The organism is Phocaeicola paurosaccharolyticus JCM 15092 (genome assembly GCF_000613805.1).
Lineage (GTDB): Bacteria > Bacteroidota > Bacteroidia > Bacteroidales > Bacteroidaceae > Phocaeicola > Phocaeicola paurosaccharolyticus.
On the sequence record NZ_BAJR01000002.1, the window covers coordinates 74,393 to 91,497 of the forward strand.

At 36.7% G+C, this 17,105-nt stretch carries 13 protein-coding genes, 1 tRNA gene and 1 pseudogene; 3 read left to right on the plus strand and 12 right to left on the minus strand.

Annotated elements, in window-relative coordinates:
* Positions 1-325: 325 nt before the first annotated feature.
* A complete protein-coding gene (locus JCM15092_RS01700) occupies positions 326-1,654 on the plus strand; it encodes a sigma-54-dependent transcriptional regulator (RefSeq protein ID WP_024993146.1) in 1,329 nt (442 codons plus the stop codon).
* A gap of 97 nt (positions 1,655-1,751) precedes the next feature.
* Here the strand turns inward: JCM15092_RS01700 and JCM15092_RS01705 are convergent, their stop codons facing one another.
* The 7 genes from JCM15092_RS01705 to JCM15092_RS01730 form a co-directional block, all read right to left on the minus strand.
* A complete protein-coding gene (locus JCM15092_RS01705) occupies positions 1,752-3,200 on the minus strand; it encodes an ATP-binding protein (protein WP_024993147.1) in 1,449 nt (482 codons plus the stop codon).
* Positions 3,201-3,212: 12 nt separating this feature from the next.
* A complete protein-coding gene (locus JCM15092_RS01710) occupies positions 3,213-4,340 on the minus strand; it encodes a histidine kinase (RefSeq protein ID WP_024993148.1) in 1,128 nt (375 codons plus the stop codon).
* Between the two features lie 127 nt (positions 4,341-4,467).
* Positions 4,468-5,052: a K(+)-transporting ATPase subunit C gene (locus tag JCM15092_RS01715; RefSeq protein WP_024993149.1), complete on the minus strand. Its 585-nt coding sequence runs from the start codon at positions 5,050-5,052 to the stop codon at positions 4,468-4,470.
* 26 nt (positions 5,053-5,078) lie between these two features.
* Positions 5,079-7,112: a potassium-transporting ATPase subunit KdpB gene (gene kdpB, locus JCM15092_RS01720; protein WP_024993150.1), complete on the minus strand. Its 2,034-nt coding sequence runs from the start codon at positions 7,110-7,112 to the stop codon at positions 5,079-5,081.
* A gap of 25 nt (positions 7,113-7,137) precedes the next feature.
* On the minus strand, positions 7,138-8,844 hold the full coding sequence (kdpA, locus tag JCM15092_RS01725) for a potassium-transporting ATPase subunit KdpA (protein ID WP_024993151.1): 1,707 nt from the start codon (positions 8,842-8,844) through the stop codon (positions 7,138-7,140).
* 54 nt (positions 8,845-8,898) lie between these two features.
* Positions 8,899-8,979: a potassium-transporting ATPase subunit F gene (locus JCM15092_RS17865; protein WP_084488415.1), complete on the minus strand. Its 81-nt coding sequence runs from the start codon at positions 8,977-8,979 to the stop codon at positions 8,899-8,901.
* A gap of 491 nt (positions 8,980-9,470) precedes the next feature.
* Positions 9,471-10,262, minus strand: coding sequence for a PhzF family phenazine biosynthesis protein (locus tag JCM15092_RS01730; RefSeq protein WP_024993152.1), 792 nt, complete (start codon positions 10,260-10,262; stop codon positions 9,471-9,473).
* A gap of 476 nt (positions 10,263-10,738) precedes the next feature.
* Here JCM15092_RS01730 and JCM15092_RS01740 point away from each other — a divergent pair, with 476 nt between their 5' ends.
* The gene (locus tag JCM15092_RS01740; protein ID WP_024993153.1) at positions 10,739-11,317 is read left to right on the plus strand and encodes a type IV toxin-antitoxin system AbiEi family antitoxin domain-containing protein; all 579 of its coding nucleotides are present in this window, start codon (positions 10,739-10,741) and stop codon (positions 11,315-11,317) included.
* A complete protein-coding gene (locus tag JCM15092_RS01745; protein ID WP_024993154.1) occupies positions 11,310-12,008 on the plus strand; it encodes a nucleotidyl transferase AbiEii/AbiGii toxin family protein in 699 nt (232 codons plus the stop codon). Before JCM15092_RS01740 ends, JCM15092_RS01745 begins: the two co-directional genes overlap by 8 nt.
* A gap of 185 nt (positions 12,009-12,193) precedes the next feature.
* Here the strand turns inward: JCM15092_RS01745 and JCM15092_RS01750 are convergent.
* From JCM15092_RS01750 to sppA, 5 genes and pseudogenes are all read right to left on the minus strand, one after another.
* Positions 12,194-12,266 (minus strand) — tRNA-Phe (locus tag JCM15092_RS01750).
* A 111-nt stretch (positions 12,267-12,377) separates the two neighbouring features.
* Positions 12,378-13,421: a thiamine-phosphate kinase gene (gene thiL, locus JCM15092_RS01755; protein WP_024993155.1), complete on the minus strand. Its 1,044-nt coding sequence runs from the start codon at positions 13,419-13,421 to the stop codon at positions 12,378-12,380.
* A 3-nt stretch (positions 13,422-13,424) separates the two neighbouring features.
* A complete protein-coding gene (locus tag JCM15092_RS01760; protein ID WP_024993156.1) occupies positions 13,425-14,234 on the minus strand; it encodes a purine-nucleoside phosphorylase in 810 nt (269 codons plus the stop codon).
* Positions 14,197-15,297: a tetraacyldisaccharide 4'-kinase gene (gene lpxK / locus JCM15092_RS01765; protein ID WP_024993157.1), complete on the minus strand. Its 1,101-nt coding sequence runs from the start codon at positions 15,295-15,297 to the stop codon at positions 14,197-14,199. The genes JCM15092_RS01760 and lpxK overlap by 38 nt, the downstream gene beginning before the upstream one ends.
* A 4-nt stretch (positions 15,298-15,301) precedes the next feature.
* Positions 15,302-17,070, minus strand: a pseudogene (sppA, locus tag JCM15092_RS14600) (signal peptide peptidase SppA).
* Positions 17,071-17,105: the final 35 nt, after the last annotated feature.

The window sequence follows — 17,105 nt, forward strand, 5'->3', positions numbered from 1 at the left end:
TACATCCACAAAAAACAGATAACCAATAGGCAATATTTAGCCATTATTCTCAACTGATTCTTTGTCCTAAGTTTTAGTTTTATTATCCTAAGGCTTAGGATAATAAAACTAAGGCTTAGGATTATTGTCCACAAGCATAATTTTAAGTTCAGGACTGTAATAACAGAATAATATTTCGCGGTTTCCTTTTGTTTATACATATAAAGTACCGACTTCTTATTTTCACTTCCTTTATTAGTAACTTTAATAAGATGATTGTATATTTGTATGTATTAGTGGTTATTCATGTATGTTACTCTCTTTGTGAAAATGTTTCTAACAATATATGGTGCAAATTTTAATAATAGATGACGAAGAACCTATCCGTAAATTATTAGCTCGCATAATAGAGCTAGAAGGTTACAAGGCATGGACAGCAGGCAGTTGCAGTGATGCGTTAAAACAACTGCAAAAGCAACAGTTTGATGTTATATTATGTGACGTTTTTTTGCCTGACGGAAATGGAGTTGATTTTATTTTTGATATAAAAAAGTATTCGGGTGATGCAGCCATAATATTACTTACTGCACATGGTAATATTCAAGATGGTGTCCAAGCAATCAAAAATGGGGCGTTTGACTACATAACCAAGGGTGATGATAACCGTAAAATCATACCTACAATAAATCGTGCTATTGATGATATTGAACAAAAGAGAGGGAAGAAACCATCTTCAGTACCTTATTCTTTTGACTCCATTGTTGGAAATTCACAAGCAATTAAGCAGGCTATTATTCTGGCGCAAAAGGTTTCAAGAACAGATGCTTCTGTATTACTGACAGGGGAAACAGGCACGGGAAAAGAAGTTTTTGCACATGCTATTCATCAAGCTAGCCAAAGGTCAGGACAAGCCATTGTTGATATAAATTGTTCTGCCTTTAGTAAGGATCTGTTGGAAAGTGAATTGTTCGGTTATAAGGCTGGTGCCTTTACTGGGGCTTTGAAGGACAAGAAAGGATTGTTTGAAGTTGCCAACCATGGAACAATTTTCTTGGATGAAATTGGAGAAATGGCTTTTGAATTGCAAGCCCGACTTTTACGCGTATTGGAATCAGGTGAATATATTAAAATTGGCGATACAAAACCTACGAAAGTTGATGTTAGGATTATATCAGCGACGAATAGGGATTTGAAAGAAGAGATAAAACGTGGTAATTTCCGTGAGGATTTATACTTCCGTTTGTCTGTGTTTCAGATAAACTTGCCTCCGTTACGCGACAGAAAGGAAGACATCCAGGAGTTGTCGCACATTTTTTTGGACAAGTTTGCAGAGAAACTTAAAAAGGAAATTCTCGGCATATCTCCACAGGTACTTGATATATTAAAAAATACAGAGTGGAAAGGAAATGTCAGAGAACTGAGGAACGTTATAGAGAGGTGCACCATTGTATGTGATAACCAGATTACTGTTGAAGATTTGCCATTAGAACTACAAAAAGGAAATTTTAAAGTTCCAGTCATGAAAGATGAGTTTGAACTTGCAGAAATTGAGAGAATGCATATTATAAAAGTGTTACAATACACTAATGGTAATAAGACAGAGACGGCACGTCTCTTAAAAATAGGACTGGCAACTCTTTATCGCAAGATTGAAACATATCACATAGAGGTATAATATGCCGACTAGCGATTAAAGATAAATTGTTTATAAGTGGCTGTAGAACAGGCATGCTACTTACAAACAATTATGAAACAACAGCGATGAAATTCTTTTATGATTTTAATCGTATTGTAAAACAACTTCCTTTTCCTATTTCACTTTCTATGGACAAAGTGCCTCCATGAGCCTCCACAAAATCCTTTGATATTGACAATCCCAATCCACTACCTTGTACTTTCGTTCCCGGGACACGGAAATAATGGTCGAAAATACTCTGATGATAGCGTGGATCTATACCCCTTCCGAAATCACGGACATACATTTCAATGTAATTATCTTCCATCTGTTGAGCACCAATGATGATACGACCATTCTCTGGTGAATATCTGATAGCATTCGAGAGTAGGTTAGTCAACACCCATGCAATCTTTTCGCTGTCAACAAATAATTTACCGATTTTACTTTCCGGATATTGTACTTCAATTTGAATATTGAATTTCTCTGCTTGTATGTGGTTAGCTTTTATTGCATATTCAATCAATTCTATAGGTTTTGTGATACGTGGCTTAAGTTGTAGGTTACCTGATTCTACTTGTGTCATATTAAGTAATTCACTGGTAATACTAAGCAAGCGTTCACTGTTGTCTTGAATGCTTTTGGCTAACTCTTTCTGCTCCTCGTTTAAATTGCCGACCCTATTATCCTCAAGTAACTGAAGACCCATCATGATGGCAGAAATTGGAGTTTTCAGTTCATGAGAAATGGTTGAAATAAAAGTGGTCTTGGCAGAATCTAATTCCTTGAACTCCGTGATGTTTTTAAGCATTATGACATATCCTTCTTTTACAGAGCCTGAGTTATTTCTATCAGGTTTGTTTATCTGCATATAATTCATCTGAAAATAACTTTCCTTGTCGTCTGCATATATTTTTAGTGGTTCAGATTTGCCAACCTTATCGTTATTTTGTGAATCTATAAGTTCACGAATTAGCCTCCTTAGCAGGTCATTGTGCATAGAAACATCTTGAGCTGGCTTTTGTAAAATATCCTCACGCTTCAGATTAAGAACATTCAAAGCTTCATCATTTATAAATAATATGGTAAGTTCATTATCCAAACCTATAATGGGTTCTTTTACGCTATTGATAATGGTTTCCATATAATTTTTAGCTGCCTTAATTTGGGCAAGTGTGCTTGAATGATAATCGGACAATCTTTTTGCCATTCTATTGAAATTTTCGGAAACTTCCTTTTGGTTTTCTAAGTTTAACCGTCGGTCATAATTGTGATTGGCAATATCTTTAATTCCGTCAGTGATTTCTTTTATTGGTTTGTTGAAGTATGAAGGAAAAATAGTAAGCATGAAAAGGCCTATTATAATACAAATACCTCCGACAACAGAAATCCAGAGTAGAGCATTCTTTAGCCCTATGCCTGCAGCAGGGCTATTGGGATCTGTTGCAGTCAATATCTGTAAGTAAACAATGGAAAGTGACACTAACAATACAATCATAGAAACAAGTATTCCTATTACTACAGTCAATTTTGTCTTAGTACTCATAACGAAAATATTTTATTGTGGAAATATAATTAATTTTATATCCATTTCGGAAAGTTTTCTTAGGAAATAACTGTAACGATGTAATTTAAGAATCTTACTGAAATTTAAATTGGGTTGTCCGATGCAGACTGTCGTAATGTGGCGTTCGCGACATACATCGATAATTGTTTGCACTATGTTGGATGATGAAACCTGTACCAATTCACCTCCAAGTTCTGTTACCAGCTTGAAATTGTTAAGCAAATGTCGTTGTACTGACAAATTAATACGATCCGGACTTTCTGATGGCATTTGCACGTATAAAGCGAAAAAAGCAGTATTATAGCGAGATGCTAAGCGTGCAGTACGTCGTATGATATGCCTTGGAGTTTTTTCTTTACTGCTAATACAAGCTAAGAACAGTTCCCGATGAACAGCTTTATCTTCTGGGATGACCTCGGTTTCTACCTTTTTCTCTACTCGAAATGCCACCTCCTTTAGGGCTAATTCACGCAATTGAAGTATGTTCTCTGTCTTGAAGAAATTACTAAGGGCTGTTTGTATTTTTTCAGTTTTATATATTTTCCCTGCTTTTAAACGATTAATTAGCTCTTGAGCTGTCAAGTCTATATTGACAACCTCATCTGCTTCTTCCAGAACTTTGTCAGGAATACGTTCCTTTACTTCAATGCCGGATATTCCTTTAATATCTTCATTAAGGCTTTCAATGTGTTGAATATTTACTGCAGATACAACGTTAATACCTGCTTCCAAGAGTTCCATTACATCTTGCCATCGTTTTTCATTACGGCTACCTTCAACATTGGTGTGAGCAAGTTCGTCCACAATAACTAATTCCGGGCGTAACTGAAGAATGGTATCTACATCCATTTCTTCCAATTCTTTTCCTTTATAAAATATAATCTTGCGGGGTATTACAGGTAATCCATCTAACTGCGCTTCAGTATCTGCACGCCCATGTGTTTCAACATAGCCTATCTGTACATCAATTCCGTTATCCAGCATTTCATGGGCTTCCTGCAACATTCTATATGTTTTACCAACACCGGCTATCATTCCGATATAAATCTTAAAAACACCTCGTTGAGAACGTTTTATCAGATTTAAAAAATGCTGTACGCTTTCTTCTCTATTTCCCATATGTATTTCTATTCAAAATATTATTTTGCGATTTTAAGACAATTGCTTTTAGCTTTTACTGAAAATTTAGATGTGCATATAAACAAAAGTACTTTAATGGCTTACTCTATATAACGACTATTGAATATTATTTTATTGTAGGGTTTATTTCCTCTAATGCAACATTTAATTTCAGAACGTTCACTTTTGCAGGGCCGAACAACCCTAATAGAGGTTTCTCTATAGCCTTAGCAACGATTTCTTTTACTTTGGCTTCACTCATGCGACGTGCTGATGCGACGCGTTTCACTTGTACGTAAGCACTTTCTGGAGTTATGTCCGGATCAAGTCCTGAAGCACTGGCTGTTACCATTTCTGCCGGAACTTCTTTACGGCTTAAATATGGATGATGCACAAGAAAAGTATCAATTCTTGCTTCTACTTCTGCCAAGTATTCTTTATTGGAAGGTCCTTTATTACTACCGGCAGAACTTGACGCATCGTATCCATTACCGGCGCATGAAGGCCGTCCCCAGAAAAAGATATCTTTTGTAAAAGTCTGGCCTACATTGGCTACTCCTACTACTTTGCCATTTAAAGTCACCGTTTCAGCATTCCCGTCTTTTCCAGGGCCAGCAAAATGAGCAAATATCAAAAGTATTAATATATATAATACCGCGAAAAACAGACAGAAAACGAGTGTGATACGGATGGATTTCATTAAATTTTTCATAACTACTATGGTTTTGAATGTTGTTATTAAAAGAACAATCCTACAAATAAATCAATCAGCTTAATACCTATGAAAGGTGCAATTAAGCCACCTATTCCATAAATCAATAGGTTGCGTCTGAGTAAAGCACTAGCACCTATTGGTTTATAAGCAACACCCTTAAGTGCTAATGGTATCAAAATAGGAATTATTATAGCATTGAATATGATAGCAGAGAGAATAGCACTTTCAGGGCTATGCAATCTCATTATATTTAATGCCGAAAGTTGTGGAACTGAAAGCATGAACAATGCCGGAATGATAGCAAAATATTTAGCCACATCATTAGCGATAGAGAATGTTGTCAGTGTACCACGTGTCATTAGCAGCTGCTTACCAATTTCAACGATCTCAATTAACTTGGTCGGGTCATTATCCAAATCGACCATGTTTCCTGCTTCCTTTGCTGCTTGAGTACCACTATTCATTGCTACACCTACATTAGCCTGTGCTAAAGCAGGAGCGTCATTAGTTCCATCTCCCATCATAGCGACCAATTTACCTGCTGCCTGTTCTTTTTTAATGTAGTTCATTTTATCTTCAGGCTTAGCTTCAGCTATAAAGTCATCAACACCTGCCTTTTCTGCAATGTATTTTGCCGTCAATGGATTGTCACCAGTTACCATTACTGTCTTTACTCCCATCTTGCGTAAACGTTCAAAACGTTCTTCTATACCTGGCTTGATAATATCCTGCAATTCAATTACCCCGGCAATTTTCTTATTAATGCATACAACCAATGGAGTTCCACCGTTGCTGGTTATTCGTTGGATAATACCTTCGATCTCATTCGGGAATTCGTTACCTGCTTCCTTGGCAATGTTACGAATTGCATCAAATGCTCCCTTACGGATTTGAGTACCATCCTTCAGGTTGATACCGGAGCACTTAGTTTCTGCGGTGAACATAATCATGTGTGCTCCTTCTGTATTCAAGGTACGCATGCGGATTCCCTGGCCACGGCCTAACTCGATAATAGATTTACCTTCAGGAGTCTCGTCAGATACAGAGGATAGCATACATGCCTCAATAAAACTACGCTTGTCGAGGCCGTCTATTGGATAGAAGTCCGTAGCCTTACGATTACCAATCGTTATAGTACCGGTTTTGTCTAGTAACAATGTATCTACATCACCGGCAGTTTCAACTGCTTTTCCTGATTTAGTAATTACATTAGCACGTAAAGCACGATCCATGCCTGCAATTCCAATGGCAGATAGCAGGCCACCTATTGTAGTTGGAATTAAACAAACAAACAGGGATATGAAGGCTGCAATCGTGATGTTAGTGTTGGTATAGTCTGCCATCGGTTTCAAAGTAATGCATACCACCAAAAATATTAGAGTAAATACGGCTAACAGAATGGTCAAGGCAATTTCATTAGGTGTTTTTTGTCGGCTAGCTCCTTCAACTAATGAAATCATTTTATCCAAGAAGCTTTCTCCAGGCTGAGTTGTGACTACCACCTTAATATGATCCGACAATACTTTTGTTCCACCTGTTACGGAACTTTTGTCACCACCGGCTTCACGAATGACAGGGGCAGATTCGCCTGTTATGGCACTTTCATCAATGGAAGCCAAACCTTCAATGATTTCTCCATCGGCAGGTATCACATCGCCCGCTTCACATTCGAACAGATCGCCTTTTTTAAGTTGGGAGCTGCTAACGTTCTTTACCTTACCATCTACAATAAGTTTTGCAGGTGTTTCTTCACGCGTTTTACGCAAACTGTCAGCTTGTGCCTTACCTCGTGCTTCTGCAATTGCTTCTGCAAAGTTTGCCAATAACAAAGTAAGAAACAAAGTAACAAAAATCAAGAGATTGTAAATAAATGAACCCTGTGAACTGCTTACTACTGAATTTAAAGTTACAAGCAGCATTATAAACGTTGAAACCTCTACCGTAAACATGATAGGATTCTTTATCATAATCCTAGGATTCAATTTGATGAATGATTGTTTTATACTTTCTATAATTTGATCTTTCTGAAACAAAGATGTTTTATTATCTGTTTTCATGATTCAATGCAGTTGTGAATTAATATTATAAGCTAAAGTGCTCTGCTAAAGTACTTAAAGCTAGAGCTGGGAAGAAGGAAAGAGCTGCTACGATTAAGATGACAGCAAAAGTCATTATACCAAATGTTGCTGTATCTGTTCTTAGTGTTCCGGTGCTTTCAGGTATGTATTTTTTTTGTGCCAACAGACCTGCTATAGCAACTTGCCCAACAATAGGAATGAAACGGCTAAATATAATGATAATGCTACAGGAAAAATTCCAGAACCAAGTATTATCTCTCAAGCCTTCAAAACCGGAACCGTTGTTAGCTGCACAAGAGGTGAATTCATAAAGTATCTCGCTCAAACCATGGAATCCGGGATTGTTAATCCATCTGCCTTCATTCTCTACAAACGACGGAGCATGTACATACAAATAAGCAGCCAAAGCTGTTCCCACCAAGATAAAGAAAGAATGAAGTAAAGCTACAATAGAAGCTATCTTCATTTCTTTAGTTTCCACTTTATGGCACATGAATTCAGGTGTACGTCCTACCATCAGTCCACTGATAAATACAGCAATAATGATGAAAGTAAAGTAGTTCATCCATCCTACACCTATACCTCCGAACCATGTATTGATTTGCATATTCAGCATTTCCATCATACCGGACAATGGCATTGTAGAATCATGCATTCCGTTAACAGATCCATTTGATGTAGCCGTTGTAGCTATACTCCATAAACCTGTTGCAGCTGCACCCAAACGAATTTCCTTTCCTTCCATGGAGCCATTGTCCTGAGCAATACCCATAGCATCAATTCTAGGATTTCCACCCATTTCCTGTGATACATTGATAAATACCCCTATCAGAAAAGCTGCCAGCATAACACAAAATATGCTGTATCCAAATTTCTTACGGTTTACGTAGAAACCGAATGCAAAAACCATTGCCATTGGAACAAGCAGGATAGACAAGCATTCAACCATATTAGTCAGATAGGTAGGATTTTCTAGCGGATGTGAAGAATTAGCGCCAAAATATCCACCACCACAGGTACCCAATTGCTTTATAGGGACAATCGCTGCAACAGGACCTTGGGAGACATTCTGTGTTGAGCCTTCAAGTGTTTTTATCTCTATTTTACCCTCAAATCCCATAGGTATACCCTGTGTGATAACAATAAATCCTACAATCAAAGATAGAGGTAATAGTATACGGGTACAACTTAACACTAAATAATTCCAAAAGTTGCCTATAGTCTTAGTGCTCTTTTCACCTAAAGCTTTCATTATGCCTGCCATGGCAGCCATGCCGGTTGCAGCTGTAATAAACTGGAGGAGCATGATAACAAACAATTGAGTGAAATAGGTCAAATTGCTTTCACCGCTATAGTGCTGTTCATTGCAGTTGGCTATAAACGAAATGCAAGTGTTAAATGCCTGGTGGGCTGTTTGTCCAATATTCCCATCAGGATTAAGTGGCAAGTATCCTTGAACACCCAAAAGCACAAATCCCCAAAAGAACCAAAATAAATTTACTACAAGCAATGCTCTTAGAAATTGCTTCCAGTTCATCTCTTCATTAGGATTGATACCTGACAAACGGAAAATAGTTCTCTCTATCGGTTTCATAAAATCCGACCAAACCTTATTACCCTTATAAACCTTTGCTATGTATTTACCCAACGGGTAACTCAAAACAACCATCAGCACAATTTGTGCTATAATACCTAATATTTCTGTATTCATATCTTCTGTTTTTGATGGACTGCAAGTCACATGCAACGAACTTTACAATATCTTTTAAAATTTCTCCGGCTTTATCAATACATACATGATATAACCAAACATGATTAAACCTACAATAAACAAGACCGTGTACATAAATCTCTCCTTTTTAAATGTTTTCAAACCAATCAATACATTTCCAGAACAGTAAAAAACAGCCTAGTCCACTTAGAATACAGACTGCTAAACCAATTGTGAATGGATTCATATCTATTTAATTATTATTATAACATTGATTAAGCAAGAGCTGTGCCAAAGATGTGATTTGGGTTATAATAGGTTGTGTATCAATATACTATTGATTTTTTGTAATCAGAGGGGGAAATAAAACCTTATCAAAATGAGAAGGTACTTTTTTATTATGAGATGCCATTCTATTTTCTACTATGGAATAGAATTAAAAATATGAATATGCAAGAAGAGTCTTTTCATTAGAACATGGAGGAAGGTTTTCTATTTAGTTTTAATAAAAATAATAGGAATGCAAGTATAATTCTAGTAGGCAAGAAAAAGTTCCCAAACAATAATTTATTAATTGTTTGGGAGCTTTTATGTGTTGCTACTAAAAAAACGAAATTTATAGTTTTCTATTCAATATTGATGTCGCCTTTAAGATATAGTCTAGCCTGTCCACTTATTTCTACCCTATCTCCAGATAATTTGCATTGCAAATATCCTTTACGTTCTGATAGTTGTACAGCAGATAGATTCTCCTTATTTAATTTTTTAGTCCAATATGGAGTCAAGGTAGTATGTGCTGAGCCTGTTACAGGATCTTCGATTATTCCTGATTGAGGAGCAAAGAACCTTGAAACAAAATCTATGTTCTCTCCTTTTGCAGTAATAATAACACCTCGTCCTTTCAACTTAGTAATAAATTCGAATTGCGGTTTTATATTGATAATATCTGCTTCATTTTCGAAGACCAACATATAATCAGTTTTTCCTTTATATGCCTCAATAGGTTTTTTATCAAAGCAACTTATTATATCTTCTGAAATAGTAATATTATAATATTCATCGATAGGGAAATCGAGTGTTAAGTCCTTATCATCTCTACGTACATTCAGTGCACCACTTCTGGGGGAGAAAAATTCAATACAATCACCTTGATGATTTTCATAGTTGAATAGAACAAAAGCTGAGGCCAAAGTTGCATGTCCGCATAAATCTACTTCAACCTTTGGAGTGAACCATCTTATTTCGTATTGCTCATCTCTTTTAACAATGAATGCAGTCTCAGCAAGGTTATTTTCCATTGCTATTTTTTGCATTATTTTTTCATCTATCCATTTACTGAGTGGGCATACGGCTGCCGGATTACCCATAAACAACTTATCCGTAAATGCATCAACTTGATATAGCTTATACTTACTCATAATTGTATAATATTATTTTTGTCAAAGTTATATGAAATATAAGCTTCTCGTTTCCAGAAAGCTGAATAATTATTCTGACACAATAAAGTGCAGATTATAGACTATAACAATTTTCCTTGTTCTACCTCTTTAGATTCAAATTGTATTATTGATCTACGTTTTTTCACTAGTTCTAAAAAATCCATCTTTTCTCAATTTTAAGTTTTGAACAAAGTTATACATGTGGGAGTGCATAAAGTTGTACTTATTTTCGTTTATAGTGTATGATTTTGATAGAAGTTATTTAATTGTTGTCATTATTTCTTGTCTTCATTATTGCAATCCTTTAGAATGCCAACAAATTAAAATTCAAGATAATAGTTAATTATTTCCATTTATTGTGCAATAAAAAGAGTTCATTACAAAAACGAAGTAATATAATTTGCTATATCAAAATTCTTCATTAGTTTTGTAAACTGAACATTGAAAATAATCCAATGAATAGTTCTCGAAATAGTGATTTTGTTTTGTCGGTTTATAGTGATTCAAGGAGCGTATTCTCGTTGAAGGACATTGCTATGCTTATAGGAGAGAGCGATTTTAAGAGGTTGAATGAACGGTTGAATTACTATGTCCGCAAAGGAAAGCTACTCCGTCCGCGTAAAGGTATATATGTTAAACCCAACTACAACCCACAAGAATTGGCTTGTACGCTATATACTCCATCTTATATTTCGTTGGAATATGTGTTGCAAAAAGCCGGAGTTGTTTTCCAATATGACGAACGGATAACTATAGTGAGCTATTTGAGCCGTAGTGTAGATATAGAAGGTTGCACTTATGGTTATAGAAAAATCAAGGGTGAGATTCTTATCGTCACGCAGGGTATCAATCAAATCGGTAATGTAAATATTGCCACACCAGAACGTGCCTTTTTAGATATCTTGTATTTGGATGCAACATACTATTTCGACAACCTAAATCCTCTTGATAAGAATTTAATAACTAAACTTTTACCTATATATAATTCCAAAACGCTTACAGCAAGGGTTAATAAACTGCTTACAAATGGTTAACATCAACAGACATAAATTTTTTCTGACGCAGATACTAAAAGACATTTTTTCTGATATTGAGTTAGCAAATAACCTCGGTTTCAAAGGTGGGACGGCATTGATGTTTTTTTATGATTTGCCCCGTTTTTCGGTCGATTTGGATTTTAACCTACTCGACTTAGCAAAAGAAAAAACGGTGTATGAAAAGGTGCGAAAAATTTTGTTGAAATATGGCAAGATATTCGACGAAGCAATGAAGTTCTATGGCCCGATTATCGTACTGGATTATGGTGTTGGCGAACGGAAATTGAAAATAGAAATATCCAACCGGCAGTGGGATAACCATTACGAAAGAAAAAACTTGCTTGGCATCAATATGCAGGTAATGGTTGCTCCTGATATGTTCGCTCATAAACTCTGCGCTTTACTTGACAGGGGAGAATTAACGAATCGTGATATCTTTGATAGTTGGTTCTTCATGCAGAAACAAACACCGATAAACAAAGAGATTGTTGAAACCCGTATGGAAATGCCACTTGCTGACTACATACAGAAATGTATCGACCATCTTGAAAGTATGAGCGACAGAGGTATTCTGAATGGTTTGGGTGAACTAATGGATGAGGATATGAAGAAGTTCGTTCGTAAAAGACTAAGGGTAGAAACCATATCCCTGCTTAGGTTCTATAAAGAATTTCCGATTCTTGCATAGGATAATAGGCAAATTGCAATGTGCTTTCATTTGTGAAAATGACTAAAACCGTTAACTCTTCCCAACCCCAAACGGATATATAGTGATCCATAATGACTGAGCCCAAATATGTACGGATTAAGGTAAATAAAAAATCCCTGAAATAAGAATTTCAGGGATTTTATAAATTTAAATTCTTTTAGAAGTGGTGCCACCAGGAATCGAACCGGGGACACAAGGATTTTCAGTCCTTTGCTCTACCAACTGAGCTATGGCACCATTTGTTTAGCGGTTGCAAAGGTAGTCAAAGTTTTGATATTTCCAAATAGTTAAATGAAAAAAGCATCGATTCAAACGATTTATTGGGATGAATCAATGCTTTTTGTTATGCTATTTTTTCTCTTGCAGTGGATTCCAACCTTGAGCTTTAAGTTCCATCTCATTGCCATCACGTGTTACTATGCCAAGTCCAAGTTCCGGCTTAGTAATATGGCCGATAATCTTAATGCCTTTCATCCCTTCCAATTTCTCGTGGTAGGTGAGTGGTGCTGTGAAGAGAAGTTCATAATCTTCTCCTCCGTTAAGGGCACATGTGGTAACGTTCATATTAAGCTCTTCAGCCATTACTGCAGTCTGATAATCTATAGGGATTCTATCCTCATAAATTCTACAACCTGTATTGCTCTGCTTGCATATGTGCATAAGCTCTGAAGAGAGACCATCTGAGATGTCCATCATTGCAGTAGGTTTGATACCTGCCTTATCAAGATCTTCTATAATATCTCTTCTTGCCTCAGGCTTTAGCTGACGTTCGAGTATATACTCTTTGCCTGAAAAGTCGGGGTTGACTTCATCGGCATCTTCGAAGACTGCTTTCTCTCTCTCAAGAAGTTGCAGACCCATATATGCAGCTCCCAAATCTCCACTTACACAGATAAGATCGGTAGGCTGTGCCTGGTTTCTGTATACAATCTTATCCTTGTCGCCGCTACCAATGCAGGTGATGCTGATAGCAAGTCCGGTCATAGATGATGTGGTGTCGCCACCAACTATATCTACATTATGTATCTGACAAGCCATCTTAACTCCGTCGAAGAACTGTTCTATGTCCTCCACGCTGAAACGCTTGGATATAGCCAGAGAAACTGTAATCTGTTTAGGAGTACCATTCATGGCATAGATATCCGAGAAGTTCACTATGGCAGATTTATAGCCAAGGTGTTTCAGCGGTGTATATATCAGGTCGAAATGAACACCCTCCATAAGAAGGTCGGTTGTAACAAGAACCTCTTTATTGTTATATTCCAAAACAGCAGCATCATCACCAATTCCATAGACTGTCTCAGGATTCTGAGGCTTTATATCTTTAGTCAGATGGTCGATAAGACCAAATTCACCAAGTGTTGCTATTTCAGTTCTGTTTGTCTGTTGCATATATTATGCTCTATTAATTAATTCTCGCATAATCTCAGTCATCTTAGGCTGTGCTGCATCTGCTGCTTTCTGCACCTCTTCGTGAGAAACCTCAACAATCTTACCTATTACACCAAGATCTGTGATTACTGATATTCCGAATACTTTGATACCGCAATGGTTGGCTACTATAACTTCAGGTACTGTTGACATACCAACAGCATCAGCACCAAGAGTATGGAACATCTTATATTCTGAAGGAGTCTCGAATGTTGGACCCTGAGTACCAAGGTAAACACCATGCTGAACCTTTATATTCTTCTCTTTTGCTATCTCCATAGCTTTTTGGATAAGCTCTTTTGAGTAAGCATGGCTCATATCAGGGAAACGTGGACCATATTCAATGTTCTTTCCTCTCAATGGATGTTCAGGAAAGAAGTTGATATGGTCGGTGATAATCATCAAGTCACCTACATCAAATGTTGGGTTTGTACCACCTGAAGCATTAGATACAAAGAGAGTCTTTATTCCAAGTTCACGCATTACACGTACAGGGAATGTAACCTCCTTCATGCTGTATCCTTCATAAAAGTGAAATCTTCCTTGCATCGCCATAATATCTTTATTGCCAAGCTTTCCAAAGATTAACTTACCTGAATGTCCCTCTACTGTTGATACAGGGAAGTTAGGTATATCTTTATAGTTGATTTCGTATTTTTCAGTAATTTCGTGTACAAGACTTCCTAATCCGGTGCCAAGGATAATGGCTGTCTCCGGATTTGTGTGCATTCTTTCACTAAGAAAGGCTGCTGTTTCTTGGATTTTTTCTAACATATTCGTTTATATTATAATTAAACATTTTTTCTTGGTCTGATAGGAATTTCACCTCTATAGGCAATACATAAATATATTGCTTAAGGTAATCATCAAGAGCTGGATGTGAAGATAGCTTCGCTGCATCCTTCTCTGTTGTTATAATCATACGTTTTCTATCAGGTAATTGTTCAAACTGATCTCTGATAGATTTAATATCCTCTTTGCTAAAGTCATGATGGTCACCGAAAGATATGTGATGTATGTTATCACTATACTCTTTAAGATCATCGATGAGCTTATATGCTGAGGCTATGCCGGTTACGACAAGAATATGTACATCACTCTTAATTTTGGTTAGGGGATATTCTCCATCCTCATGAGCAAGACTGTATAGTTTCCCGTATGAAAGTGTTGTGAGGTAGAGTTCCTGATAGTTGAACAGGTCCATCTTCTTCCTTACTACATTAATCTCAAATGGAGTGATATCTTCGGGACACTTGGTTATGATAACCATGTTTGCCCTCGACTTATTACGTTCACGTTCGCGCATCCTTCCTGCAGGAAGAAGTGCATCATCGCATAACATTCTGTTGTAGTCGACAAGCAGGATATTTATTCCCGGTTTTACATATCTATGCTGATAGGCATCATCTAATAAAATCACCTCAGTATCTGCAGTAGTGAAATTGCTGAAAAGCATCTCAATACCATGGCATCTGTCACTGTCCACTGCTACATGTACATTTGGGAACTTCTTCTTCATCTGATACGGCTCATCTCCAATCTTAGAGACATCAGTATCATCACCTGCAAGAACAAACCCTTTTGATTTTCTCTTGTAGCCTCGGCTAAGAACAGCCACCTTGTATCTCTTCTGTAATAATCTTATAAGATACTCAGTATGAGGAGTCTTACCCGTACCGCCTACTGTAATATTTCCTATTGATATAATAGGAGCATTAAAAGATCTTTCCTCTAATAGTCCCCAGTCGAAAAATTTATTACGTAACCATACACCGACTCCATAAATAAGTGAAATCGGGTAAAGTAATAAATTTATCTTGTTGGGACTTTTTTCCATTAATCTATTTTATGTTCAATTCAAAAGGTAGTCTAGCCTGGATATTATCAGCATCTTTTAGGTATTCGATAAACTTCAATCCATTGTAATATTCTGCAAATGATGATTTTAATTTTCCATCAATATATGAGTCCTTACTGTCACTGAGCAGAGAGGTAAACCAATCAGTTTTCTCCGGATAACTCAGTGTTGTATAGCTCTTTATCTTTGCAAGTGAAGCTGCTTTATTGATAGCTTTGTCAATACCTCCAAGTTCATCAACAAGTCCTATGTTCTTAGCCATAGCTCCTGTCCATACTCTGCCTTGAGCAATCTTTTCTATATCTTGAACAGGCATCTTTCTTCCATCGGCACATCTCTTTACAAACAGGCTATAGCCGTTGTTTATATAACTCTGAAATGCATCTTTCTCTTCGTTGTTGAATGGTCTTGAGATTGTTCCCATGTCAGCGAACTTATTGGTTTTCACAACATCGAAATGTAGACCAAGTTTGTCTGTCAGCAATCCTTCCATGTTAGGGAACATTCCGAATATACCTATAGAGCCTGTAAGTGTCATTGGGTCAGCTATAATATATGATGCTCCACAAGAGATATAATATCCACCCGATGCAGCATAGTCACCCATAGATACAACAACAGGCTTTTTCTCCTTCATGCTACAACTTCATGCCAAATCTGCTCGGAAGCATAAGCGCTACCTCCAGGAGAATTTACTCTCAACACAACTGCTTTTACATCATCATCATTAGTTAGCTTGCGAAGGTCGGATGTAACCTTTTTTGAATCTATGTAATTTGAAGAGGTTTCAGGTGTTTCATCAACAATATCTCCATAAGCATAATATACAGCTATTACATTTCCACTCTTATCTTTTGGAACATTCTTTTTGACATTAACCATATCCGATAGATATAGTGTATTCAAATTATCATCCTCTTTGCAATCGGTAAGTTTTTTTAGGTATGACAGTGCACCATCTTTATACATAAGATCATCAGCAAGTTTGCATTTAATATACTCTTTAGCTTGCTGGAAATCCATGTTCTTGTCTGCATAGGCATTGAGTGAATCTACAGATATCTTTCTTGATTTTGATATATCAGATAGGAGTTTTCCCCATATAGAGTTGATATATGCAGTAACCTGTTCACGGTTAGCATCACTCATTGATGTGCTTGTGAAAGGTTCAACGGCTGATTTGTATGTACCAACTTTGAAAACCTGCATCTCTACACCTAATTTGCTAAGCAAATCTTTGTAGAAGATAGGCTCAGATGCAAGTCCATGCCATGAGATAGTTCCTTGTGGATTTACTATTATTTTGTCGGCAACACTTGACAAGTAATACATACCTTGTGAGTATTGGTCGGCATAAGCTACTATGAACTTCTTGCTTTTCTTAAAGTCTAACAGCGCATTTCTTATCTCTTCAAGTGATGCGAAAGAGGTAGATAGCGAGGTAGGGCAAAGATAAATACCTTTTATGTCACTGTTTTCCTTAGCCTTCTTTATTGATGAAAGGACATCATCTAGACCATAAGTGCCAGATCCTTCTCCGTAAATGAGCTCTTCAAGAGGATTATCCTCTGAACGTTCAAGTAGTTCTCCGTTAAAATCAAGAACAAATATTGAATTGCTCTTAACCTTGGTCTCTGTATCAGATGATGCTATAATTCCAGAAATTGTAATAATGCTCAAAATAGTGAAAACAACAACTGAAAGTACAATACCTGTTACTGTTGCAAAAGTGTATTTGATAAAATCTTTCATCACGAAAATAGATTATGTTAATAATTATCTAACAA

Bases quoted from the DNA above. Each gene is read 5' to 3' on its own strand.
- kdpA (WP_024993151.1), bottom strand. From the start codon at position 8,844: ATGAATACAGAAATATTAGGTATTATAGCACAAATTGTGCTGATGGTT.
- JCM15092_RS01745 (WP_024993154.1), top strand. From the start codon at position 11,310: ATGGTTAACATCAACAGACATAAATTTTTTCTGACGCAGATACTAAAA.
- JCM15092_RS01710 (WP_024993148.1), bottom strand. From the start codon at position 4,340: ATGGGAAATAGAGAAGAAAGCGTACAGCATTTTTTAAATCTGATAAAA.
- lpxK (WP_024993157.1), bottom strand. From the start codon at position 15,297: ATGGAAAAAAGTCCCAACAAGATAAATTTATTACTTTACCCGATTTCA.
- JCM15092_RS17865 (WP_084488415.1), bottom strand. From the start codon at position 8,979: ATGTACACGGTCTTGTTTATTGTAGGTTTAATCATGTTTGGTTATATC.
- kdpB (WP_024993150.1), bottom strand. From the start codon at position 7,112: ATGAAAACAGATAATAAAACATCTTTGTTTCAGAAAGATCAAATTATA.
- JCM15092_RS01760 (WP_024993156.1), bottom strand. From the start codon at position 14,234: ATGTTAGAAAAAATCCAAGAAACAGCAGCCTTTCTTAGTGAAAGAATG.
- JCM15092_RS01705 (WP_024993147.1), bottom strand. From the start codon at position 3,200: ATGAGTACTAAGACAAAATTGACTGTAGTAATAGGAATACTTGTTTCT.
- thiL (WP_024993155.1), bottom strand. From the start codon at position 13,421: ATGCAACAGACAAACAGAACTGAAATAGCAACACTTGGTGAATTTGGT.
- JCM15092_RS01740 (WP_024993153.1), top strand. From the start codon at position 10,739: ATGAATAGTTCTCGAAATAGTGATTTTGTTTTGTCGGTTTATAGTGAT.
- JCM15092_RS01715 (WP_024993149.1), bottom strand. From the start codon at position 5,052: ATGAAAAATTTAATGAAATCCATCCGTATCACACTCGTTTTCTGTCTG.
- JCM15092_RS01700 (WP_024993146.1), top strand. From the start codon at position 326: ATGGTGCAAATTTTAATAATAGATGACGAAGAACCTATCCGTAAATTA.
- JCM15092_RS01730 (WP_024993152.1), bottom strand. From the start codon at position 10,262: ATGAGTAAGTATAAGCTATATCAAGTTGATGCATTTACGGATAAGTTG.